Below are 24,256 nucleotides of genomic sequence, written 5' to 3'. Positions count from 1 at the left end.
GCGATGTCTAGAATCTTCGGAACGGACGGCGTCCGCGGTCTCGCGAACGGCCTCCTCACAGCTGAACTTGCCATGGAACTGTCGCAGGCCGCGGCGATCGTCCTGGGGCACCGCCACGCGAAACCCGGCAGGCGCCCCACGGCCGTGGTGGCCCGGGACGGCCGCGCGAGCGGTGAGTTCCTGGGCGCCGCGGTCACCGCCGGTCTCGCGAGCTCCGGTGTGGACGTGTACGACGCCGGCGTGCTCCCCACCCCGGCGGCGGCCTACCTGGTGGGGGACATCGACGCCGATTTCGGCGTGATGATCTCCGCCTCCCACAACCCGGCGCCGGACAACGGGATCAAGTTCCTGGCCCATGGCGGGAAGAAGTTGCCGGACGCGGTGGAGGACACCATCCAGAAGGTCTACGAGTCGCGGGAGTTCATGCGCCCCACGGGGGCCGAGGTGGGCCGTGTCACGCGGCTCTCGGACGCCGAGGACCGGTACATCCTGCACCTGGTCGGGGCCATTCCCCATCGCCTGGACGGGCTGTCGATCGTGCTCGACTGTGCCCACGGAGCGGCGTCGGGTGCGTCCCCGGACGCGTTCCGGGACGCGGGCGCCACCGTGCACGTGATCGGCGCGGAACCGGACGGCCTGAACATCAACGACGGCGTGGGCTCCACCCACCTCGGCCCGCTCAAGGAGGCCGTGCGCGCGTTCGGTGCGGACCTGGGCATCGCCCACGACGGCGACGCCGACCGCTGCCTCGCGGTGGACCACACCGGGACCGAGGTGGACGGCGACCAGATCATGTGCATCCTCGCCCTGGCCATGAAGGACGCCGGCACGCTGAACCAGGACACGCTCGTGGCCACGGTCATGAGCAACCTGGGACTGCAGCTGGCCCTCGAGGACGCCGGCATCACACTGGTGCGGGCCGCCGTGGGCGACCGGTACGTCCTGGAGTCCATGGTGGCCAACGGGTACAACCTGGGTGGCGAGCAGTCCGGGCACGTGATCATGGCGGACTACGCCACCACGGGCGACGGCCTGTTGACCGGGCTGATGCTCGCCTCGCGTGTGGCCCAGACCGGGATCCCGCTGCAGGAGCTGGCCACCGCGATGACCCGGATGCCGCAGGTCATGATCAACGTGAAGAACGTGGACAAGACCGCGGCCAGGACCAGCGAACCCGTCTTGGAGGCGGTCAGGGCCACGGAGGAGCGGCTCGGTGGTGAGGGGCGCGTGCTCCTGCGGCCGTCCGGCACCGAGCCCGTGGTGCGCGTCATGGTGGAGGCCGCCACCCACGAGGACGCCCGGCGCGAGGCGGAGCAGCTGGTCTCCGTGGTGGAGGAGCACCTGAGTCTGCAGCACTGAGCCCCAAAAGGACGAGGGCCACGCATCCGGGAGGATGCGGGGCCCTCGAACGTTGCAGGGGCGTGGGGTCAGACGGCGGGACCGGAGTGGCGTCCCTCGGTGCTCACGGCACCCGGATGGCCCTTGAGTGCGTCACGGATCTCGGTGAGCAGCACCGTGTTCGGATCGGCGGGCTCCGTGGTGGGCTCGATGCCCATCCGGCGGTTGCGACGCTCGATCATTTTGTTCATGGGCAGCACGATGCAGAAGTACACCGCGGCGGCAATGAGCAGGAAGTTGACGATCGCCGTGAGCAGCACGCCGAACTTCAGGTCGTTGCCGCGCAGGGTCACCACGGCGAAGGTGTCCAAGTTGGGGGATCCCACGACGGCGGAGATGGCGGGCATGAGCACGCTCTCCACGAGGGCGTTCACGATCTTGGAGAAGGCGGCGCCGATGATGACGGCAACCGCGAGATCCATCACGTTGCCCTTCATGATGAATTCCTTGAAACCACTGAGCATGGCGCTCACAGTACAGAGCAGGGGCGTGAATCGGGAAATCGAGCGCGAAGAGTACTCCTGACCGGCCGCGAACGGCAAGCACCCTGACGAAGAGGAGACCGAGGTCTCAGTTCTTGCGCAGCAGCACCCGACGGATCTTGTGGTCGTGGTCCTTGGAGAGGATGAGTCGCGCGCGCCCGCGCGTGGGGCGCACGTTCTGCTCCAGGTTCGGCTCGTTGATCCGGTGCCAGATGTCCGTGGCGACCTCCCGCGCCTCCTCGTCCGTGAGGCTCGCGTAGCGGTGGAAGTAGGACTCCGGGTCCGCGAACGCGGAGGAGCGCAGCGCGCGGAACCGGTCCACGTACCAGGTCTCGATGTCCTGGGTGCGGGCGTCCACGTAGATGCTGAAGTCGAAGAAGTCGCTCAGCGCGAGAGCCGTGCGGTTGCCGCTCTCGAGCTTGGCCGGCGCCAGGACGTTGAGACCCTCCACGATCACGACGTCGGGGCGGGTCACCACCACTTCCTCCCCCGGGAGGATGTCGTAGGTCACGTGGGAGTACTTGGGGGCGCGGACCTCGGCGGCCCCGGACTTGATCTCGGCCATGAAACGGAGCAGGCCCCGGCGGTCGTAGGACTCGGGGAAGCCCTTGCGGTCCATGAGTCCCCGCCGTTTTAGCTCCGCGTTGGGGTACAGGAAGCCGTCCGTGGTCACCAGCTGGACGTTCGGCGTGGACGGCCAGCGGGCCAGCATCTCGCGCAGCAGGCGGGCGGTCGTGGACTTGCCCGCGGCCACGGACCCGGCGATCCCGATCACGAACGGGGTCCGCGCGTGGTGCTCGCCCAGGAAGGAGTTGGTGGCGGCGTTGAGCTGGGTGGAGGACATGTCGTAGAGGGTGAGCAGCCGCGACAGCGGCAGGTACACCTCGCGCACCTCGTCCACGTCCAGGCGGTCGCCAAGACCGCGCAGGTTCTCGATCTCGTGCGCGGTGAGGGGGACGTCGATCTCGTGGGAGAGCCTGGACCACGTCTGTCGGTCCAGCTCCACGAACGGGGAGACGCGCTGGGTTGCGGGCTGTGTGCTCATGCTCGGACCAGTGTAGGCCCGCGTCCCCGGGTGGCAGCGTAGGGCGCGAGCCGTTTCCGGTACAGTACTTTTCATGTGTGGAATTGTGGGATATGTGGGCTCGGAGCGTGCTGACGGGCGGAAGCACACCGCTCTGAACGTGATTCTCGAAGGGCTGCGTCGGCTGGAGTACCGCGGCTACGACTCCGCCGGCGTCGCGGTGATCGCGGACGGCGAGGTGGAGTACCGCAAGAAGGCGGGCAAGCTCAGCAACCTGGTCGGGGAGCTCGAGGAGCACCCGCTGCCCACTTCGAACATCGGCATCGGGCACACCCGGTGGGCCACCCACGGCGGACCGTCGGACGTGAACGCACACCCCCACGTGGTGGACGGCGGCAAGCTCGCCATGATCCACAACGGCATCATCGAGAACTTCAGCGAGATCAAGCGCGAGCTGAGCACCCAGGGCGAGAGCTTCGTCTCCGAGACGGACACCGAGGTGGCCGCCGTGCTGCTCGCGCGCACGTACGACGCCCAGCCCACGGACCAGAAGGACCTCACGGTGGCCATGCAGGACACCTGCCGCCGCCTCGAGGGCGCCTTCACCCTGCTGGCCGTGCACGCGGACGTCCCGGACCGCGTGGTGGCCGCGCGCCGCAACTCCCCGCTCGTGATCGGGCTGGGGGAGGGCGAGAACTTCCTGGGCTCGGACGTCTCCGGCTTCATCGACTACACCAGGCGCGCGGTGGAGATGGGCCAGGACCAGATCGTGACCATCACCGCGGACGACTACACGATCGTGGACTTCCACGGCAGTCCCGCCGAGGGCAAGCCCTTCGACATCGAGTGGGATGCCGCGGCCGCCGAGAAGGACGGCTACCCCTCCTTCATGGAGAAGGAGATCCACGACCAGCCCGCAGCCGTGGGGGACACCCTGCTGGGCCGCCTGGACGAGAACGGCAGCCTCACCCTGGACGAGATCAAGATCGACGAGGCCGTGCTGCGCTCGATCGACAAGATCGTGGTGATCGCGTGCGGCACCGCCGCGTACGCCGGTCAGGTGGCCCGCTACGCCATCGAGCACTGGTGCCGGATCCCCACCGAGGTGGAGCTGGCCCACGAGTTCCGCTACCGCGACCCCATCGTGAACGAGAAGACCCTCGTGGTGGCGGTCTCCCAGTCCGGGGAGACCATGGACACCCTCATGGCGGTGCGCCACGCCCAGGAGCAGGGCGCGAAGGTCGTGGCCATCTGCAACACCAACGGCTCCACGATCCCGCGCGAGGCGGACGCCGTGCTCTACACGCACGCCGGTCCGGAGATCGCGGTGGCCTCCACCAAGGCCTTCCTCGCGCAGATCACCGCCGCCTACCTGCTGGGGCTGTACCTCGCGCAGCTGCGCGGCAACAAGTACAAGGACGAGATCGCGTCCCTGCTGACCGAGCTCGAGGCCATGCCCGCGAAGATCCAGCGCGTTCTGGACGAGGTGGAACCCCAGGTCAAGGAGCTCGCCTCCGGCATGAAGGACGCCGGTTCCGTGCTGTTCCTGGGCCGCCACGTGGGCTTCCCCGTGGCCATGGAGGGAGCGCTCAAGCTCAAGGAGATCGCCTACATCCACGCCGAGGGCTTCGCCGCGGGTGAGCTCAAGCACGGGCCCATTGCCCTGATCGACCAGGGGCAGCCCGTGATCGTGATCGTGCCCTCGCCCAACGGCCGGGACTCGCTGCACGCCAAGGTGGTCTCCAACATCCAGGAGATCCGCGCCCGCGGTGCCGAGACCATCGTGATCGCCGAGGAGGGGGACGAGGCCGTGCGCGAGTTCGCGAACCACGTCTTGCACGTCCCCGCGGCCCCCACGCTGCTCCAGCCGCTGCTGGCCACCGTCCCGCTGCAGATCTTCGCGTGCGAGCTCGCCGGCGCCAAGGGCTACGACGTCGACCAGCCCCGCAACCTCGCCAAGTCCGTGACGGTCGAGTAGACCGCCCCGCACCCTGCCACGACGGCGGGTGACGCTCCCGTGGGACGCGTCACCCGCCGTCGTCTTCCCGTGGCGGCCACACGCCCCGGCCCGGGCACGGGCGCGGGCGGTACCGCCCGGTCGACGCCGCCGTGTCCTGTCGCGCAGTCGTGGCTTGCCGCGCCGCCGCGGGGCGCGGGCGTGGGCCCACAGGGGGAGGGCGGTGCCCGCCGGTAGGCTGTCGGCATGATCGTGGGCACCGGTGTGGACATCGTGGACATTGCGCGTTTCGAGCGGCAGCTGGAACGCGCCCCGCGACTGCGGGAGCGGCTGTTCGTCCCGCACGAGCGACGGCTGCCGCCGCGCTCGCTCGCGGCGCGCTTCGCGGTCAAGGAAGCCGCGGCGAAGGCGCTCGCGGCGCCGCCCGGGATGAGCTGGCAGGACTGCTGGGTCACCACCGACGACCACGGGGCACCCCGGCTGCACACCACGGGGACGGTGGAGCGGGAGCAGCGGCGACGCGGTGTGCGGCGCTGGCACGTGACGATCTCCCACGACGGCGGCATGGCCGTGGCGTTCGTCGTGGCGGAGGGACAGGAAGGGAACCGCAATGATTGAGGCCTGCTCGGTGGACACCGTCCGCGCCGCAGAACAACCGCTCCTGGACGCCGGTCTCGGCGACCTCCTGATGCGCCGGGCGGCGCGCGGGCTCGCCCGGGAGTGCGAGCGCCAGCTGCGCCTGACCACCCCGGACGGGGCGCTGCGCGGCACCACCGCGGTGCTGCTCGTGGGATCCGGGAACAACGGCGGGGACGGGCTGTGGGCCGGTTCCTTCCTGCGGGCGCGCGGTGTGGCCGTCACGGCGGTCCTGACCGGGTCCCGCGTGCACGAGGACGGTCTGGCGGCGCTGCGCGCAGCGGGCGGCAGCGTGCTCCGGCTCTCGGACCACGACGACGCCGCGCACCGGCGGAACGCGGACCTCCCGGACTCCGTGGCCGCGGCCGGACCCGTGGGCGTCGACCAGGCGGTCTCCCTCATGGCCTCGGCGCACCTCGTGGTGGATGCCGTGCTCGGCACCGGCGCGAGCGGCGGTCTCCGGGGTGCGGTGGCCGAGCTCGTCGCGGCGTTCCACGACCGTGCACCGGAGCAGGGCCGCGGCACGGGGCAGCGCACGCCCCGGGTGGTGGCCTGCGACCTCGTGTCCGGCGTGTCCGGCGACACCGGCGAGGCCCCCGAGCCCCTGCTGCGGGCCCACGCCACCGTGACCTTCGGTGCGGCGAAGACCGGGCACGTGGTGTCCCCGGGTGAGCAGGTCACGGGGGAGCTGACCGTGGTGCCGATCGGCATCGAGGACCGGCTGGGAGACGCCGCGGTGCACCGGCTCGAGGCGCAGGACGTCCTGGCCGCGTGGCCCCGCCCCGGGGCGACCGACACGAAGTACTCGCGCGGTGTGCTGGGCGTGGTGGCAGGCGCCCCCAGCTACCCGGGTGCCGCGATCATGTGCACCCAGGCCGCCGTGAACGCCGGTGCCGGCATGGTGCGCTTCCTGGGGGACTCCACCGCCCGGGCCATGGTGCTCGCGCGCAGCCCCGAGGTGGTGTGCTCCGACGACCAGCCGTGGGACGTGCACGTGCAGGCGTGGCTCGCCGGTCCCGGTGTGGTGGGGGACGAGTCCCAGGCCGCGCGCGTGCAGGCCGTGATCGAGGCGAAGGAGCCGGCCGTCCTGGACGCGGGAGCGCTCGACGCCGCGGCCCGCTCGGTCGCGGACGCCCGCCTGGGTCCCCACAAGGTCCTCACCCCGCACGCCGGGGAGCTGTCCCAGATCTTCGAGTGGCTGCACGGCTTCGGCCTGTGCGACGCCGCGGTGGAGCGCTCGGACATCGAGGCCGCCCCGCTGCACTGGGCCCGCGAGGCCGCGCGCCTGACCGGGGCCACGGTCCTGCTCAAGGGGGCGACCACGGTGATCGCCTCTCCCGTGGGCGACGCGGCGTCGTCCTCCGGTGCGGGCGAGTGCCTGTGCCTGAGCGTGGGGGACGCGAGTCCGTGGCTCGCCACGGCCGGTTCCGGCGACACGCTCGCCGGGATCCTGGGAACCGTCCTGGCGCACGTGGCCGAGCACCCGCAGGCCCTGGCGGGTCTGGGGGACTGGGCCCGCGGAGCCGGGCGGTGGGCCGCGGCGGCGGCCCTCGGAGCCGGGCTGCACGCCCTGGCCTCACGCGTCCGGGGGGAGAGCCCGGTGCCCCCGTCCGTGCTCGCCGAGAACGTGCGGGCGGTGCTCACCCGTCCGTGAGCGGGGCCCCGAGCGACTATCCTTGGTGGTTGGCCCAGGGTGGCGCACCCGCTCTCGGCCCCACCACACCCTGAGGAGAAGTACATGGAAGTTTGGCCCGGACACCCGTATCCGCTGGGCGCCACGTTCGACGGCACGGGAACCAATTTCGCGCTCTTCTCCGAGGTCGCGGACCGCGTGGAGCTGTGCCTGTTCGACGAGGACGGCGCGGAGACCCGCGTGGAGGTCACGGCCGTGGACAGCTACGTGTGGCACTGCTACCTGCCGTCGGTGCAGCCCGGGCAGCGCTACGGCTACCGCGTGCACGGCCCGTGGGATCCGTCCCAGGGGCTGCGCTGCAACCCCGACAAGCTGCTGCTGGACCCCTACGCGAAGGCCGTGGAGGGGGGCATCGACTGGGACGAGTCCCTGTTCTCGTACAACTTCGGCGACGAGGACTCCGAGAACCACCAGGACTCCGCCGCGCACATGATGAAGGCCGTGGTGATCAACCCGTTCTTCGACTGGGAGGGTGACCGCACCCCGCACACGCCGTACCACAAGTCGGTGATCTACGAGGCCCACGTGAAGGGCCTCACCCAGCAGCACCCGGAGGTTCCCGAGGAGCAGCGCGGCACGTACGCCGGGGTGTCCCACCCGTCCGTGATCGCCCACCTCAAGAAGCTGGGCGTCACCGCGGTGGAGCTCATGCCCGTGCACCAGTTCGTGCAGGACTCCACGCTGCTGGAGAAGGACCTGCGCAACTACTGGGGCTACAACACCATCGCGTTCTTCGCCCCCCACAACGAGTACAGCGCGGCCTCCCACCTGGGCAGCCAGGTGCAGGAGTTCAAGGCCATGGTCCGCGCCCTGCACCAGGCGGACATCGAGGTCATCCTGGACGTGGTGTACAACCACACCGCCGAGGGCAACCACATGGGGCCCACGCTGTCCATGAAGGGCATCGACAACAATGCGTACTACCGCACCGTGGACGACGACCACAAGTTCTACATGGACTACACGGGCACGGGGAACTCCCTCAACGTGCGCCACCCCCACTCGCTGCAGCTGATCATGGACTCGTTGCGCTACTGGGTCACCGAGATGCACGTGGACGGCTTCCGCTTCGACCTCGCGGCCACGCTCGCCCGCGAGTTCTACGACGTGGACAAGCTCTCCACCTTCTTCGAGCTCGTGCAGCAGGACCCGATCGTCTCCCAGGTCAAGCTCATCGCGGAGCCGTGGGACATCGGCCCCGGCGGCTACCAGGTGGGCAACTTCCCGCCGCAGTGGACCGAGTGGAACGGCAAGTACCGGGACACCGTGCGCGACTTCTGGCGCGGTGAGCCCGCCACGCTGGGCGAGTTCGCGTCCCGCGTGACCGGTTCCGCGGACCTCTACGAGAACAGCGGACGCCGCCCGTTCGCCTCGGTGAACTTCGTCACGGCGCACGACGGCTTCACGCTGCGGGACCTGGTGTCCTACAACGAGAAGCACAACGACGCCAACGGCGAGGACAACAACGACGGCGAGTCCCACAACCGCTCGTGGAACTGCGGCGAGGAGGGTCCCACCGACGACCCCGAGGTGCTGGGTCTGCGGGCGCGGCAGCAGCGCAACTTCCTGGCCACGCTCATGCTCTCGCAGGGCACGCCCATGCTGCTGCACGGCGACGAGCTGGGGCGCACCCAGAGGGGCAACAACAACACGTACTGCCAGGACAACGAGCTCACGTGGATCAACTGGGAGAAGGTGGACACCCCGCTCGTGGAGTTCACCTCCGTGATCACCCGGCTGCGCCACGAGCACCCCACGTTCCGCCGTTCGCAGTTCTTCGACGGCCGCCCCGTGGACATGGGCGAACTGGACGAGGGCGATCCCATGCCGGACATCGCGTGGCTCAACACGGACGGCACGCCCATGGTCCCCGCGGACTGGGACGAGCCGCTGGCCCGCGCCGTGGGCATGTGGCTCAACGGCCAGGGCATCGCGGGCGTGGACATGCGCGGTCGCCGGATCACGGACGACAACTTCATCGTGTACTTCAACTCCAACCCGGACCCCGTGGACGTGACCCTGCCCCCGGCCCGGTACGGGCAGACGTGGGAGGAGGTCATGGACACCGCGGGCGAGCACGCGGACGGCGAGGTGCGGGAGCACTCCACCGTGCTCACCATGGCCGGCAAGTCCACGGTGCTGCTGCGCGCGTGGGAGGAACCGGAGCAGGAGCCGGACGCCTCCGTGGCGGCGTCCGTGGCGGCGTCGGCGGCGGTGTACGCCGAGACCCCGGAACTGCCCTGAGTCCCTGCCGCCCCGGGCACCCGGGCGCCGGCCGGTCCTGAGTACGTCGAACGCGTCACCTGTGGTGGTGGCGCGTTCGTCGTCCCCGGACCCCCGACCCCGGAAGGGGAGAGGTGGCCGGCAGCGCGCGGCGGCGGCGTCGGGCGCGGGCCGCCGGAGTCTCGCCCACGGCGGATGAACTGGCACGAGCACGCGCACTCCGCGAGACTGGGAGGGTGCTGACTCCCACTTCCACGTACCGGTTGCAAATCACCACCCAGCAGGACCTCCACCGCGCGGCGGAACTGGTCCCGTACCTCCGGCGCCTCGGGGCGGACTGGGTGTACCTCTCACCGATCCTGCGCGCCACGAGCGGCTCCGACCACGGCTACGACGTGGTGGACCCCACCGAGGTGGACCCCGAGCGTGGCGGTTCCGAGGGCTTGCGGGCACTGTCCGACGCGGCGCACGCGGCGGGTCTGGGCGTGGTGGTGGACATCGTCCCCAACCACCAGGGCGTGGCGGAACCGCAGCAGAACCCGTGGTGGTGGTCCCTGCTCGCGGAGGGCCGCGAGAGCCGTTACGCGGACGCGTTCGACGTGGACTGGGAGGCCGGCGGCGGCAAGGTGCTGATCCCGGTGCTGGGGGACGGGGACGAGGACCTCGCCGCGCTGACCGTGCAGGACGGCACCCTGCGCTACTACGACAACGTGTACCCCCTGGCGGAGGGCACGTGGACCGAGGGTGAGGACCCCGCCGAGGTGCACTCCCGTCAGCACTACGAGCTGGTCAACTGGCGCCGCGGGGACTCCGAGCTGAACTACCGCCGGTTCTTCACCGTGGCCACCCTCGCGGGGGTGCGCGTGGAGAACCCGCGCGTCTTCGAGGAGTCCCACCGGGAGGTCTCCCGCTGGTTCCGCGAGGGTCTCGTGGACGGGCTGCGCATCGACCACCCGGACGGGGTGCGGGACCCGCGCGGCTACCTGGACGCGCTGGCCGAGCTCACGAGCGGCGCGTGGACCGTGGTGGAGAAGATCCTGGAGCCGGGGGAGTACCTCCCCTCCGACTGGCGCACCGCCGGCACCACGGGCTACGACTCCCTGGGCTGGATCGACCGGGTGCTCACGGACGCCCGGGGCCACTACGAACTGGCGTCCCTGGACACCAAGCTGCGCGGCGGGGACCCGGTGCGCTGGGACGAGCTGATCCACGGCACCAAGCGCCGCATGGCGGACGAGGGACTCTCCGCGGAGATCCACCGCCTGGTGCGCGAGCTGCCCGCCGACTTCCCGCACGACGCCCCCGCGGCCTACGACGGGCTCGCGGAGATCGTCTCGAACTTCCCGGTGTACCGGACGTACCTGCCCGAGGGAGTCCAGCACCTGCGGGAGGCCGTGGCCGCGGCACGCGGGCGGCGCCCCGATCTCGCTGCCGTGCTCACGGACCTCGCGGAGGTCCTGGGTGCTGAGGCAGCTCACGAGGAGGACCTGGGGGAGGTGGCCCGCCGCTTCCAGCAGACCTCGGGCATGGTCATGGCCAAGGGCGTGGAGGACACCGCGTTCTACCGCTGGACCAAGCTCACCTCGCTCACCGAGGTGGGCGGGGACCCCTCGGTGTTCTCCCTGGACGCGGACGCGTTCCACGCCGAGGCCGCCAGGCGCCAGCGCGAGACCCCGCTGACCATGAACGCGCTGACCACGCACGACACCAAGCGTTCCGCGGCGGTTCGGGCCCGGCTCACGGTGCTCTCGGAGCTCCCGCGCGTGTGGTCCGAGACGGTGTCCACGCTGCTCGGCCGGGCGAAGGACGCCGGGATCTCCCTGACCGACGGTCCCGCGGTGAACCTCGTGCTGCAGGCCGTGGTGGGCGCGTGGCCCCTGGACCGGGACCGCGCCGTGGACTACGCCATGAAGGCCGTGCGCGAGGCCTCCGTGTCCACCGCGTGGGTGGACGGGGACCAGGAGTTCGAGGAGCAGCTCACCCACTTCATCGACTTCCTCTTCACGGATCCCCGCGCCCGCGGCATCGTGGAGGGCTGCGTGGCCCGCGTGAGCGAGCCGGGCTGGTCGAACGCCCTCGCCGCCACCGCGCTGCAGCTCACCCTGCCCGGCGTCCCGGACGTGTACCAGGGTCAGGAGCTGTGGGATCCCTCCCTCGTGGACCCGGACAACCGCCGCCCCGTGGACTTCGCGGCGCGCGAGGAGATGCTCTCGCGGCTCGACGCCGCCGCCCCCGGTTCCGGGGCCGGCACCCCGCCCGTGGACGAGACCGGCGCCGCGCGCATGCTGCTGACCTCCCGCGCCCTGCGGCTGCGCCGCGAGCACCCGGAGCTGTTCACCGACTACACCCCGCTGCGGTTCACCGGCGCGCTCGCGGCGCACGCCCTGGGCTTCGACCGCGGCGGTGCGGCCACCGTGGTCACCCGCTTCCCCGCCACACTCGCCGCCGAGGGCGGGTTCACGGACGAGACCGTGGAGCTGCCGGCCGGCACGTGGCAGGACATCCTGACCCACCGCGAGTTCACGGCCGCCCAGGACGCGCCCGTGGCGCTCGCCGAACTCCTCGACACCTACCCCGTGGCGATCCTGCGCCGGAAGGACGGCTGAACCCATGAGCACCGACCACCGCTTCGACGTCTGGGCGCCCCACGCCCGCAAGGTCACCGTCCGCATCGAGGGTGCGGACCACCCCATGGAGGGCCTCGCGGACCGCCCCGGCTGGTGGACCCTGCCGGAGGACGCTGCCGCCCCGCAGGGCACCGTGCGCTACGGCTACATCCTCACCAAGACCTTCGACGAGGGCACACCCGAGGAGCGCGAGCAGGTCTCCGACGTGCTCCCGGACCCCCGTTCCCGGCGTCAGCCCCAGGGCGTGCACGAGCTGTCCTGCACGTTCGACCCGGACGCGTTCGAGTGGCACGACGCCGAGTTCCGCCCCCGCCCGCTGCAGGACTCCGTGCTGTACGAGCTGCACCCCGGCACGTTCACCCCGGAAGGCACGCTGGACGCGGCCATCGGGAAGCTGGACCACCTGGTGGACCTCGGTGTCACGGCGGTGGAGCTGCTGCCCGCCAACGGCTTCAACGGCGAGCACAACTGGGGCTACGACGGCGTCGCGTGGTACACCGTGGCCGAGCCCTACGGCGGGCCCGAGGCGTACCAGCGTTTCGTGGACGCGTGCCACGGCCGCGGCATCTCCGTGATCCAGGACGTGGTCTACAACCACCTGGGCCCGAGCGGCAACTACCTGCCCCTGTTCGCGGACTACTTCAAGCCCGGCGCCTCCAGCTGGGGTGACCTCATCAACCTGGACGGCTGGGGCGCGGACGGGGTGCGCGAGTACATCCTGGACAACGTCACCATGTGGTTGCGGGACTACCACGTGGACGGCTTCCGCCTGGACGCCGTGCACGCGCTCGCGGACTCCCGGGCGAAGCACATCCTGGAGGAGATCGCCGAGCGCGTGGCGCAGGAGTCCGCCCGCACGGGCAAGGACCTGGTGACCATCGCGGAGTCCGACCTCAACGACCCCCGCATGGTCGCGGGCAGGGACCGCCACGGTCTGGGCATGGACGCGCAGTGGCTCGACGACGTCCACCACGCCGCCCACACCGCGTTCACCGGGGAGACCCACGGCTACTACGGGGACTTCGCGTCCCTGCACGCCCTGGAGAAGACCATGCACACCGCGTACTTCCACAACGGCACGTACTCCACGTTCCGCGGCCGCTCGCACGGCCGGGAGATCGACCCCGCGGAGCAGCGGCCGTGGCAGTTCGTCACGTTCCTGCAGAACCACGACCAGGTGGGCAACCGCGCCGCCGGGGACCGGATGAACCACTCCATGAGCGCGGACCGGGCCGTGGCCGCCGCCACGTGGCTGATGACCCAGCCCTTCACGCCCATGCTGTTCATGGGCGAGGAGTTCGGGGCCAGCACGCCGTGGCAGTTCTTCACCGCCCACCCGGAGCCCGAGCTGGGCGAGGCCGTGGCCAAGGGCCGCAAGGCAGAGTTCGCCCAGATGGCGTGGGACCACGCCACCGTGCCGGACCCCCAGGACCCGCAGACCTTCGAGCGCTCCAAGCTGAACTGGTCCGAGGTGCACCAGGGCGAGCACGAACGGATCTACCAGGCCCACCGGGACCTGATCGCCCTGCGCCGGGACACCCCGGAGCTCACGGACCAGCGCTGGGACACCGTGGCCACCCAGGCGGACGACACCGAGAAGTGGTTCGTGCTCAAGCGCATGGGCGAGCCCGAGTCCGAGCACGGTGTGGTGGTCGCGATCAACCTGGGCGAGGAACCCCGGGACCTGCCGCTCATGGGCGGCAGCGCGCCGGAGCTGCTCTTCACCAGCGGTGCGGCCCCCGAACCGGGCGCCGAGGGGACCGTGCGCCTCGCCCCGGAGACCGCCGCGGTGCTGCGGGTCTGAGACCGCCCCGGGGCCGGGGACCGTCCGGTCCTCGGATCCGCCCGACGCCGCACCCGTGGGCCGGCGGACGTGCCCCGTGGCGTCGTGCCCCGGGCTGTGCGCGGGGAGGGCTTCCCGCGCGGCCGTCGGCGTCGACGGTGCCGGCGCTCACCGACGGGTGCGGGCGCCGTCGGCACCCGCCGACGAAGATGGGCGCCGTCGGCACCCGCCGCTGCGGGCGGGCGGCGTCGTCCCGGGGACCGTTTCGAGGTGCGGCCCGGGGCAGTGGCACACTGGGAGCCATGCTGATCTATGGCGACGACACCGTGTGGACCCCTGCCGAGAACCGCTACGAGACCATGCCGTACCGGCGCGTGGGGGAGTCCGGGCTGAAGCTGCCGGCCGTCTCCCTGGGGCTGTGGCACAACTTCGGGGACGACAAGCCCGTGGCGGGGATGCGCGCGACCCTGCGCCGCGCGTTCGACCTGGGCATCACCCACTTCGACCTGGCCAACAACTACGGTCCGCCCGCGGGGTCGGCGGAGCTCAACTTCGGCCGGATCCTCAGGGAGGACTTCGCGGGGCACCGCCACGAGCTCGTGATCTCCACCAAGGCCGGGTGGGACATGTGGCCCGGGCCGTACGGTGACGTGGGCGGCTCCCGCCAGTACCTGGTGACCTCCCTGGACCAGTCCCTGCAGCGCATGGGCCTGGACCACGTGGACGTGTTCTACCACCACCGTCCGGACCCGGACACCCCGCTGGAGGAGACCATGCGGGCGCTCGACCACATCGTGCGCTCCGGGCGCGCCACGTACGTGGGCGTCTCCTCCTACGGTGCGGACCTCACGCTCGAGGCGCAGCGGATCATGCGTGAGCTGGGCACCCCGCTGGTGATCCACCAGCCCTCGTACTCCATGCTCAACCGCTGGATCGAGCAGCCCTCGGAGCACGCCGGCGGCAAGAACCTGCTGGGCGCCCTCACCGAGGCCGGGATGGGCTCCATCTGCTTCACCCCGCTGGCGCAGGGCATGCTCACGGACAAGTACCTCAACGGCGTGCCCGAGCACTCGCGCGCCGCGGAGGGCAAGTCCTTGGACCCCGAGTGGCTCAGCGAGCAGACGCTGGAGCAGGTCCGCGAGCTGAACACCATGGCGCAGGACCGCGGCCAGACCCTTGCCCAGATGGCGATCGCCTGGACCCTGCGGCCGCAGGAATCCGGGCAGGTCACCTCCGCGCTGGTGGGGGCGTCCTCGGCCCGGCAGATCGAGGACTCCGCCCGCGCGGTGGCGAACCTGGAGTTCAGCGCGGACGAGCTGCGCCGCATCGACGAGCTCGTGACCGAGGCGGACATCAACATCTGGAGCTCGGCCACGGACTCCAAGCACGCATGACGGGAGCGCAGTACACGGCGCTGCTGGGGCTCTGGATCGCCGGGATCGTGGTCCCCGGCCCGGACATCTTCCTGATTTTGCGCAACGCGTTCCTGTCCACGCGGCGCAACGCGGTGTTCACCGTGCTCGGGGTGATGGTCGGGAACTTCACGTGGATCACGCTCTCGCTCATGGGCGTCACGGTGCTCATCAGCGGCAACCCCGTGCTCAAGCTCGTGGTGCAGGTGGCCGGTGCGCTCTTCCTGGCGCGGATGGGCTACGGCGCCATCCGCACCGGGGTGCTCACGCGGGCGCAGCGGACGGCCGCCGCACCGGACGGCACGGTTGCCGATGCCGCTCAAGCCGACGCCGTACTCGCCGACGTCGCGGCCCCGGTTTCCCCGCACGGGAGCACCGTCCCGGAACCGCCGGTCGCGGAGGGAACGGCGGCGCAGCGGGGGACCGCCGTGCAGCAGGAGAGCACCGGGCGTGGCGGCGGCCCCCGGTTCCTGGGGCCCACGGACCTCACCCCGTGGCGGGCCCTGGTGCAGGGGATCGTCACCAACCTCGCCAATGCCAAGGCGATCGTGTTCTTCGTGGCGCTGTTCGGCTCGCTGGTCCCCGCGGACATCCCGTGGTGGGAGGCCCTCACGGTGCTCGGCATGCTCGTGGCGGTGGGCCTCGCGTGGTTCCTGAGCGTGGCGTGGGTCGGCTCCGTGCCCGCACTGGCCGACCGGTTCCAGGCGCGCACCGCGGAGGTGGAGACCGTCTCCGGCGTGGTCTTCCTGCTGGTGGCCGCGGGACTGCTCGTGGAGGTCCTCGTCACCGCCTGAGACCCACGCGACCGCGGCGGGGCTGGCGGCGTCGCCGTCGTGGCGGGCGGGATACGGGAAGGGTGCTGTCGATCTCCCGGCTAGACTGTGGACCTGGTCGAGTGCGGCGTGGCAAGGCGGTGATCCGGTGCCCGCGCGCCAGTGCGCACGACGTGCGCGCGGCCGTCATCATCCGAAGCGAGGAGAACCGTGTCCGAACATCCCATCCGCGTGGCCGTTGCCGGCGTGGGCAACTGCGCCACATCGCTCATCCAAGGCGTGCACTTCTACAGTGACGCCGACCCCTCCGACTCCGTCCCCGGGCTCATGCACGTGCAGTTCGGCGACTACCACGTGCGGGACGTCCAGTTCGTCGCCGCGTTCGACGTGGACGCCGCCAAGGTGGGACTGGACCTGTCCCAGGCGATCCTCGCCGGCGAGAACAACACCATGGAGATCGCCAAGGTCCCGCCCATGGACGTGACCGTGGACCGCGGCCCCACCCTGGACGGGCTGGGCCAGTACTACCGCGAGACCATCACCGAGTCCGACGCCGAGCCCGTGGACGTGGCGCAGGTGCTGCGCGAACGCGAGGTGGACGTGCTCGTGTCCTACCTCCCGGTGGGCTCGGAGGAGGCGGACCGCTTCTACGCGCAGGCCGCGATCGACGCCGGCGTGGCGTTCGTCAACGCCCTGCCCGTGTTCATCGCCGGCACCGACGAGTGGGCGCAGAAGTTCACGGATGCCGGGTTGCCGATCGTGGGGGACGACATCAAGTCCCAGGTGGGGGCCACCATCACCCACCGCGTGCTCGCCAAGCTGCTCGAGGACCGCGGCTACGTGCTGGACCGGACCTACCAGCTGAACGTGGGCGGCAACATGGACTTCAAGAACATGCTGGAGCGCTCGCGCCTGGAGTCCAAGAAGATCTCCAAGACCCAGGCCGTGACCTCCAACGTGCCGCACGAGATGCGGGCCAAGGACGTCCACATCGGCCCGTCCGACTACGTGGGCTGGCTGGACGACCGCAAGTTCGCGTTCGTGCGCCTGGAGGGCCACGGCTTCGGCAACGCCCCCATCTCGCTGGAGTACAAGCTCGAGGTGTGGGACTCCCCGAACTCCGCGGGCGTGATCATCGACGCGATCCGTGCGGCGAAGATCGGGCTGGACCGGGGCATCGGCGGGCCGCTGACCTCGGCGTCCTCCTACTTCATGAAGTCCCCGCCCGAGCAGTTCGACGACGACACCGCCCGCGAGAACGTGGAGCGGTTCATCCGCGGCGAGGTGGAGCGCTGAGCGCGCTCCCGCCACGGGTGTGACGACGGCGCCCGGCACCGATCCCCTCGGTGCCGGGCGCCGTTGCGTGTCCGGGGTCGGCCCGGGAGCGGCTCGTTCGGGTCAGGCCCGTTCCTGCCCGGCCAGCCCGGCACGGGAGATGACGTAGTCCACCAGGGGGTCGTAGAGGTGGGGGGCCACGTTGTCGTCCAGGGGCACCACAACCTGCACCTGGCCCTGGGCCTCGGCCACGAAGATCCCGGGGTCGTTGCAGTCGCCCATCGCGATGGTGGGCAGCCCGGCGCGGGAGCCCGCGTAGCCGGCCATCCCGTGGTCCGCGACCACGAGGTCCGGTGCCTCCCGGCCCTGCCGCCGCAGGTGCTCCAGCACGAGCTGCATGGGCTCGGGGAAGTGGGTGTGGCGCAGTCCGCCGTACTGCTCCACCATCACGACGTCCTCGACCTGCCGGACGTCCCCGTCCTCGAAGGGCAGGGCCTCGTCGAAGCGGATCACCCGGGCCCCGGAGGCGCGGGCCACCCGTGCAAGTCGTGCGTACACGGGAGCCAGCCCCGAGGGGTGCCCGGTGGCGAAGAGCAGGCGTTTGCGGCCCTGCACCGCGCGGCTGAAGATCTCGGCGTACCGGTCCAGACCGGTCACGCACAGCTGCGCGGAGATGGAGTCCTGGCCGGTCAGGTACTCGGGGTCGTCGTTGATGCCCACGCGGTCCCGCATGAGCTCGAAGACGGACTCGTACGTCCAGTCCCGGGTCCGCTCCACCCCCATGTGCTGGTGCTGGTCCCCGTCCAGGAACCCCTGGATGTTGCGCAGGTTGGCCTCGCGGGGCGTGGCCACGGCCCCGGTGATGCGGGAGCGGTCCAGGTAGCGGGCGAGGGAGTCACGGCTCAGGTACGCGGTGGTCACAGTGGCGAGTTTAGGCGGTGGGCCCGTCACCCGCACACGCGCGGTAGGCGGCCGCGTGCGCCGCGGCGACGTCGTCCCAGGTCAGTTCCCGCGCTCGCCGCACCGCGGCGTGCGACATGCCCCGCCACGCCGCGGGCTCACGCGCCGCGCGGTGCAGCACCTCGGCCCACACTGCCGGGTCCCGCCCCGGTACCAGCCTGCCGGTCTCGCCGTCCCGCACGGCGTGGCGCAGCCCGTCCACGTCCGTGGCCAGCACCGGGGTCCCGCACGCCTGGGCCTCTACCGCCACGAGCCCGAAGGTCTCCGAGGACGACGGCACGGCCACCGCGTCCACCTCCCCCATGAGCCGCGCCAGCTCCGGGCGGGGCAGGGACCCGCGGAACTCGACGGCGCCCGCGACCTCCTGCTCGCGCGCCAGCTCGTGCAGGCGCTGCAGGAACTCGGGGGAGCCCGCCCCGGCCAGGAGCAGCCGGACGGGGGCGTCCGGGTGCTCCCGGTGCAGTTGCCCGAGGGCGCGGATCAGGACGTGCTGGCCCTTCAGCGGCTGCATCCGACCGGCGCACAGCACGGTGAACGGGGCGGGTCCCTGCTGCGGGGCGCCCGCCACCGGCCGGGGCGATCCATCGACCGCCGGGCCGCGGCGTGCGGGGCGGGGGCCCCCGGTGCGGGTGCCGCTGGTTCTCGGGGCGCCGGGCGCATCGGGGGCCTCCGGGGCCTCGGTGCGGGGCGGGTGGAACACCGTGGGATCCACGCCGGGCGGGATCACGAGCACGCGCGCCGGGTCCGCGCGGGACAGCTCCACCGCCTGCCGCCGCTCCGCCGGGGTGTTGACCACCGTGCGGCACGCGCGGGCCACGAGCTGCCGTTCCGCGTCCTCGCGCTCGCGCGGCTCGAGGGGTTCGTCCGGCCCCGCGCGCAGGTTCTTGGCCGCGGCGGACGTGTGCAGCGTCAGCAGCAGGGGGATCCCCAGGGCGTGTGCCACGACCTCGCCCGCGATCCCCGACAGCCAGTAGTGGGCGTGGGCGACGCGGGGAGCGGCGGCGTCGTCGTAGTGCTCCACGAGTGCCCGGCCGAAGGGTGCGGCGAAGCGCGGAAGCTCCTCCTTGCGCGCGCCGGCCGCCCCCGGGACGGACACCGCCAGGAGCCGGACGCCGGGGGCGACCCGCGTGGTGCGCACCCCGGTGGAACGGGACGGGTCCCGGTCCAGGGTGGCCATGTCCACGAGCCACCCGGCGTGTGCGAGCGCGCGGGCGAGGTGCCACACGTAGACGTTCATCCCGCCGGCGTCCCCGGACCCGGGCTGGTCCACGGGGGAGGTGTGCATGCTGAGCAGCAGGACTCGGGCGGGCTCGGGGCTGGGCACCCGCTCAGCCTACCGGCGTGCGCCGGGGGTTCGCCGGGTCGTCGGCGTCCCTGTGGGAGCCGGTCCGTCCCGCGGGGCACAATGGGACCGTGAGTGAGAAGACGTCGTGGCAGAGCGGGCAGCCCAGCGAGCGCAGCGCGGTGGTGGACCTGGCCGCCGTGGAGCACAACGTGAAACGGTTGATGCAGCTGGCCCGGGGCCGCACACTGGTCGCCGTGGTCAAGGCGGACGGCTACGGGCACGGCGCCGTCCAGGTGGCCCGCGCGGCGCTCGCGGCGGGTGCGGACATGCTGGGCACCGCGCACGTGACCGAGGCCCTTGCCCTGCGCGCGGCCGGCATCACCGCACCCGTGCTGGCGTGGCTGCACACCCCGGCCACGGACTTCGCCGCCGCCCTGGAGCAGGACGTCCGGCTGGGGATCAGCGGCGGGGAGCTCGACGCCGTCCTGGACGCCGCCCGGCGCACGGGACGACCCGCGGTGGTGCACCTCAAGGTTGATTCCGGGCTGGGGCGCAACGGTGCCACGCCCGAGCAGTGGCCCGCCCTGGTCCGGCGCGTGCGGGAGGCCGAGGGGGAGGGTCTGCTCTCGGTGGAGGGGATCTTCACGCACCTCGCGGTCGCGGACGAACCCGCCCGCCCCGAGACGGCCGAGCAGCTCGCCACCCTCACCACCGCGGTGCGCTCGGCCCGGGAGGCCGGGCTGAGCCCCACGATGGTGCACGCCGCCAACACCCCCGGGCTGCTCTCGGCCGCGGACCGGGAGGACCCCGACGCGATGCTGCGGGACGCCGTGCGCGTGGGTCTGGGACTGTACGGGCTGAGCCCCTTTGCGGACCGCACCCCCGAGGACTTCGGGCTGGTTCCGGCCATGACGCTTCGGACCCGCGTGGCCAACGTGAAGGACGTCCCCGCCGGAGCGGGGGTCTCCTACGGGCTCACGTACCGCACGGAGGGCCCCACCCGGCTCGCACTGATTCCGCTCGGCTACGCGGACGGTGTGCCGCGCGTGGCCACGGGCGCCCCGGTGCGGATCGGGGACCGGCTGCACCCCGTGGTGGGCCGGATCGCCATGGACCAGTGCGTCGTGGACCTCTCCCGGAGCCGGCCCGTGACGGACGCCGCGGGTAAGCCCGGTGCCGCTCGGGAGCACACCGTGCGGATCGGGGACGAGGCGGTGCTCTTCGGTGCGGGCTCGAACCCGTCCGTGACGGACTGGGCGGACGCGGCGGGCACCATCAACTACGAGGTGGTCACCCGCCTCTCCCCGCGCGTTCCCCGCGAGCACGTGGGGCTGGAGCCGCAGCGCGACAGCGACCGGAGCCGGAGCGTGGAGCACGGTGGGCACCCCGGCGCGGACCGCGACCACGGGGCGGGTGCCGGGCCGGGCGGCGTCGTGCCCGGGGACGGCGCGCAGGACGGTCCCGGGTCGGGTGCCGCGGGTGAGAACTGGAGCATCACGCGGGAGCTCGCGAGCGCGGAGGAGACCCGGGCGCTCGCGGCGGCGCTCGCCCCGCACCTGCGCGCGGGGGACCTCGTGCTGCTCAACGGGGAGCTCGGCGCGGGCAAGACCACGTTCACGCAGGGCCTCGGCGCGGGGCTGGGGGTGCGCGAGGGCATCATCTCGCCCACGTTCGTGCTGGCCCGCCGCCACCCCAACCTGGCGGACGGGCCGCGCCCGGGCGGCCCGGACCTCGTGCACGTGGACGCGTACCGGCTGGGCTCGGCCGAGGACGTCGAGAGCATCGACCTCGAGGACACCCTGGACACGTGCGTCACGGTGGTGGAGTGGGGCACCTCCAAGGTCGAGCACCTGAGTGCGTCCCGGCTGGTGGTCGACATCGAGCGTGCCCGCGGCGCGCAGGCGGCCCCCGAGCAGGCGGACCTGGCGGGCGTTCTCGCGCAGCTCGGCTCGCAGTGGGAGGAGGACGCCTCGGCGGGGGAGGTCCGGCAGATCACCCTGCGGGGCGTGGGCCCGCGCTGGACCGAGCCGCCGCGCGTGTGAGGCCACGCCGCGCGCGGGTCCGGTGAACGTCGTGCCGCGCGACGGGTCACCGCGCACCGCGGGCGGGATCCCCTGCGCCCGGACGGCACCACCGCGCACCGCCCCGGGACGACGCCGCACGAGGGGCTTCCGCGGCTGCCCGGCGTCCCCGGGCGGTCCCGCACCAGGACCCGCGCACCCCGCCGTGAACCCCGTCGCGCGACCCGTCGGGAAAACGCCAGGATCCCCCGCGGGACACGCCGTCAGTGGGGCCCCGACGTGCCACAATGGGGGCAGCACCAAAGTCCACCGCAGACGGTGCGACCCCAGGGGGACCCGACGGCGTCGTCGTTCCGCAGGGCTCGGCCGCCTCCGTCGCGGACCGACCCGAGGAGGATCGTTTGTCACCGACATCGACACCGCACATCAACCCCCAGGGCGCACCGATCGCCGAGACCATCCTGCTGCCCGGCGACCCCCTGCGGGCCAAGTTCATCGCCGAGACGTTCCTCGAGGACGCCGTGCAGTTCAACTCCGTGCGCAACATGTTCGGCTACACCGGCACGTACCAGGGCCGTGAGCTGTCCGTGATGGGCACCGGGATGGGGATCCCGTCCATCGCGCTGTACAGCTGGGAGCTGATCAACGTGTTCGGCTGCACCAAGCTGGTGCGCATCGGCTCCTGCGGGGGACTCACGGAGGGCCTCGCGCTCAACGACCTCGTGCTCGCGCAGGCGGCGTCCACCGACTCCAACTACCTCGCGCAGTTCGACCTGCCCGGCACGTGGGCCCCCACCGGTTCCTTCCGGCTGCTGGACCACGTGTACCGGGCCGCCGAGAGCCGGGGGATCACCGCCCACGCGGGCAACGTGGTCTCCTCGGACACCTTCTACCACGCCCAGGACGACACCACCGAGCGCTGGGCGAAAATGGGTGTGCTCGCCGTGGAGATGGAGACCGTGGGGCTCTACGCCAACGCGGCCGCCGCGGGCGTGGAGGCGCTCGCCATGTTCACGGTCTCGGACAACCTGGCCACCCACGCGCAGATGACCCCGGAGCAGCGCCAGACGGGCTTCGCGCAGATGATCGAGCTGGCCGCAACGGTGACGGAGCTGTGAACCCCATTAACCACCCCGACGAGAACCCGGACCTCGCCCAGACCGCGGGCCCCGACAGCGCCGCCTCGACGCCCGCGGCGGCCGTCCCCGCGACCCATGCGGGCACCGCCGAGGCCCCCCGCACCGCGGGCGGCGTGAACCCGCGCCGGGCCGTGCCCGTGCTGCTGTTCCTGTTCATCTTCTGCCTGGTGATCGACCAGGGCTTCAAGTTCACGTCCCAGCCCATGGCCGAGGCGCTGTCCTTGAGCGAGTCCACCGTGAGCCTGCAGGCCACCCTCACGGGCGTGCTGATCGGCATCGGCGCCGTGGTGTACTCCGCGCTCGCGGACTCCGTGGCCATCCGCAAGCTGCTGTACCTGAGCATCGGGCTGATCGTGGTGGGCTCGGTGATCGGCTTCGTGGGCTCCGCGTCCTTCGGGGTGGTGCTCGTGGGCCGTGTGGTCCAGACGGCCGGCCTCGCCGCGGCGGAGACCCTCTACGTGGTCTACGTGACCAAGCACTTCCAGGGCGTGGAGCTCAAGAAGTACCTGGGCTTCTCCAACATGTCCTTCCAGCTGGCCTCGCTCATCGGCACGCTGGTCTCCGGGTTCCTGGCCACCTACGTGTCCTGGACGTGGATGTTCCTGATCCCGCTGCTGATCGTGCTGTCCCTGCCGTTCATCAAGACCCGCGTGCCGGACGACGTCGAGCACACGAGCTCCGGCGTGGACGTGTACGGGCTGTTCCTGGTGGGCGTGATCGCCACCGGGCTGATCATGTTCATGCAGGACTTCACGTGGTGGTGGTGGATCCCCGTGGTGGTGGCCACCGTGCTGTTCGTGCACCACGTGCGCACCAACTCCCGCGCCCTCGTGGACGCCTCCTTCTTCACCAACCGCCCGTACATCAGCGCGCTGGTGATCGTGTTCATCATCTACTCGGTGAACCTGGCGTTCGTGTTCCTGTTCCCGTTCGCCATCCACGGCGTGCACGGGATGGCCATGGACAAGGTCTCGCTGCTCACCATCCCGGGCTACGTGCTGGGTGCCTCCACTGCGGCGATGTCCGGTGCCGTGAGCAAGCGGCTGGACTCCAAGCAGGCCGTGACCCTGGCGCTGTGCCTGCTGGCGCTCGCTCTCGCGGTGGCCGGGGTGTTCATCAACGTGTCCGTGGTGGCCATGGTGATCGCGATGGCCATGTTCTCGGTGGGCTTCGGCCTGCTGTACGCACCGCTCATGTCCAGCGCGCTGCTGCTGATGCCCGCCGCGAAGTCCGGCGTGGCCGTGGGCTTCTACAACCTGGTGATCAACGTGGCCTCCCCGATCGGCGTGGCCTACACGGCCATGCTGATGTCCGCCAAGCCCACGTGGTTCGGCGCACTGAGCGTGGGTGGCTCCGCCGAGGGCGACTACTTCTCCACCATCCTGTGGTTCCTGGTGGGCATCACGCTGGTGGGTCTGGTGGCGTACCGCGTGCTGTTCGGCCTGATCGAGCGCAACAACGCGAAGGCCGCCGCGCGCCTCACCGCGCAGCAGTAGTTCCGCAGGTCTGACGAGAAGGCCCCTCCGCAGCTCCCGTCCCGGGCGTGCGCGGAGGGGCTTTTCCGTGCG

The 24,256-nt window shown here is 71.6% G+C and carries 17 protein-coding genes; 13 read left to right on the top strand and 4 right to left on the bottom strand.

The genetic code is table 11. The features are described 5' to 3' along the window. The first annotated feature begins 3 nt into the window (after positions 1–3). Positions 4–1,359, top strand: a complete 1,356-nt coding sequence (glmM, locus tag C1C97_RS04695) for a phosphoglucosamine mutase (protein ID WP_121030236.1) — start codon at positions 4–6, stop codon at positions 1,357–1,359. A 68-nt stretch (positions 1,360–1,427) separates the two neighbouring features. Here the strand turns inward: glmM and mscL are convergent, their stop codons facing one another. Continuing rightward, positions 1,428–1,862: a large conductance mechanosensitive channel protein MscL gene (mscL, locus tag C1C97_RS04690; protein ID WP_121030234.1), complete on the bottom strand. Its 435-nt coding sequence runs from the start codon at positions 1,860–1,862 to the stop codon at positions 1,428–1,430. A gap of 106 nt (positions 1,863–1,968) precedes the next feature. Beyond that, complete coding sequence (gene coaA, locus C1C97_RS04685; RefSeq protein ID WP_110919121.1) at positions 1,969–2,925, bottom strand: type I pantothenate kinase; 957 nt, start codon at positions 2,923–2,925, stop codon at positions 1,969–1,971. Between the two features lie 73 nt (positions 2,926–2,998). Here coaA and glmS point away from each other — a divergent pair, with 73 nt between their 5' ends. The 9 genes from glmS (at position 2,999) to C1C97_RS04640 (ending at position 17,304) form a co-directional block, all read left to right on the top strand. Further along, positions 2,999–4,882 (top strand): glutamine--fructose-6-phosphate transaminase (isomerizing), encoded by a 1,884-nt coding sequence (gene glmS, locus C1C97_RS04680; RefSeq protein WP_121030232.1) that lies wholly within the window; start codon positions 2,999–3,001, stop codon positions 4,880–4,882. A 225-nt stretch (positions 4,883–5,107) separates the two neighbouring features. Further along, positions 5,108–5,479: a holo-ACP synthase gene (locus C1C97_RS04675; RefSeq protein WP_110919123.1), complete on the top strand. Its 372-nt coding sequence runs from the start codon at positions 5,108–5,110 to the stop codon at positions 5,477–5,479. Further along, complete coding sequence (locus tag C1C97_RS04670; protein ID WP_121030231.1) at positions 5,472–7,151, top strand: bifunctional ADP-dependent NAD(P)H-hydrate dehydratase/NAD(P)H-hydrate epimerase; 1,680 nt, start codon at positions 5,472–5,474, stop codon at positions 7,149–7,151. The genes C1C97_RS04675 and C1C97_RS04670 overlap by 8 nt, the downstream gene beginning before the upstream one ends. A gap of 84 nt (positions 7,152–7,235) precedes the next feature. After that, positions 7,236–9,434, top strand: a complete 2,199-nt coding sequence (glgX, locus tag C1C97_RS04665) for a glycogen debranching protein GlgX (RefSeq protein ID WP_121030229.1) — start codon at positions 7,236–7,238, stop codon at positions 9,432–9,434. Positions 9,435–9,649: 215 nt separating this feature from the next. Then, entirely contained in the window at positions 9,650–12,019 is a 2,370-nt protein-coding gene (gene treY, locus C1C97_RS04660; RefSeq protein WP_121030227.1) for a malto-oligosyltrehalose synthase, read from the top strand. 4 nt (positions 12,020–12,023) lie between these two features. Beyond that, positions 12,024–13,844, top strand: a complete 1,821-nt coding sequence (treZ, locus tag C1C97_RS04655) for a malto-oligosyltrehalose trehalohydrolase (RefSeq protein WP_121030225.1) — start codon at positions 12,024–12,026, stop codon at positions 13,842–13,844. 281 nt (positions 13,845–14,125) lie between these two features. After that, positions 14,126–15,217, top strand: coding sequence for an L-glyceraldehyde 3-phosphate reductase (gene mgrA, locus C1C97_RS04650; protein WP_110919128.1), 1,092 nt, complete (start codon positions 14,126–14,128; stop codon positions 15,215–15,217). Next, positions 15,214–16,029, top strand: coding sequence for a LysE family translocator (locus C1C97_RS04645; protein WP_110919129.1), 816 nt, complete (start codon positions 15,214–15,216; stop codon positions 16,027–16,029). The genes mgrA and C1C97_RS04645 overlap by 4 nt, the downstream gene beginning before the upstream one ends. 189 nt (positions 16,030–16,218) lie before the next feature. Continuing rightward, a complete protein-coding gene (locus C1C97_RS04640) occupies positions 16,219–17,304 on the top strand; it encodes an inositol-3-phosphate synthase (RefSeq protein WP_110919130.1) in 1,086 nt (361 codons plus the stop codon). A 102-nt stretch (positions 17,305–17,406) separates the two neighbouring features. Here the strand turns inward: C1C97_RS04640 and C1C97_RS04635 are convergent, their stop codons facing one another. Further along, a complete protein-coding gene (locus C1C97_RS04635) occupies positions 17,407–18,204 on the bottom strand; it encodes a phosphatase (RefSeq protein WP_110919131.1) in 798 nt (265 codons plus the stop codon). Positions 18,205–18,214: 10 nt separating this feature from the next. Next, positions 18,215–19,567 (bottom strand): glycosyltransferase, encoded by a 1,353-nt coding sequence (locus tag C1C97_RS04630; protein ID WP_233542737.1) that lies wholly within the window; start codon positions 19,565–19,567, stop codon positions 18,215–18,217. 89 nt (positions 19,568–19,656) lie between these two features. Here C1C97_RS04630 and alr point away from each other — a divergent pair, with 89 nt between their 5' ends. The 3 genes from alr to C1C97_RS04615 all read left to right on the top strand — a co-directional run bounded on the left by alr (position 19,657) and on the right by C1C97_RS04615 (position 24,184). After that, positions 19,657–21,570 carry an alanine racemase gene (gene alr, locus C1C97_RS04625; RefSeq protein WP_121030223.1) on the top strand — a complete coding sequence of 638 codons (1,914 nt, stop codon included), beginning with the start codon at positions 19,657–19,659 and terminating at the stop codon, positions 21,568–21,570. 380 nt (positions 21,571–21,950) lie between these two features. After that, on the top strand, positions 21,951–22,667 hold the full coding sequence (deoD, locus tag C1C97_RS04620; protein WP_012397736.1) for a purine-nucleoside phosphorylase: 717 nt from the start codon (positions 21,951–21,953) through the stop codon (positions 22,665–22,667). After that, complete coding sequence (locus C1C97_RS04615; RefSeq protein WP_233542736.1) at positions 22,664–24,184, top strand: MFS transporter; 1,521 nt, start codon at positions 22,664–22,666, stop codon at positions 24,182–24,184. The genes deoD and C1C97_RS04615 overlap by 4 nt, the downstream gene beginning before the upstream one ends. Positions 24,185–24,256: the final 72 nt, after the last annotated feature.

It is taken from the genome of Kocuria tytonis, assembly GCF_003226895.2.
Taxonomy (GTDB): Bacteria; Actinomycetota; Actinomycetes; order Actinomycetales; family Micrococcaceae; genus Kocuria; species Kocuria tytonis.
This window is presented reverse-complemented; position numbering and strand designations above follow the sequence as displayed.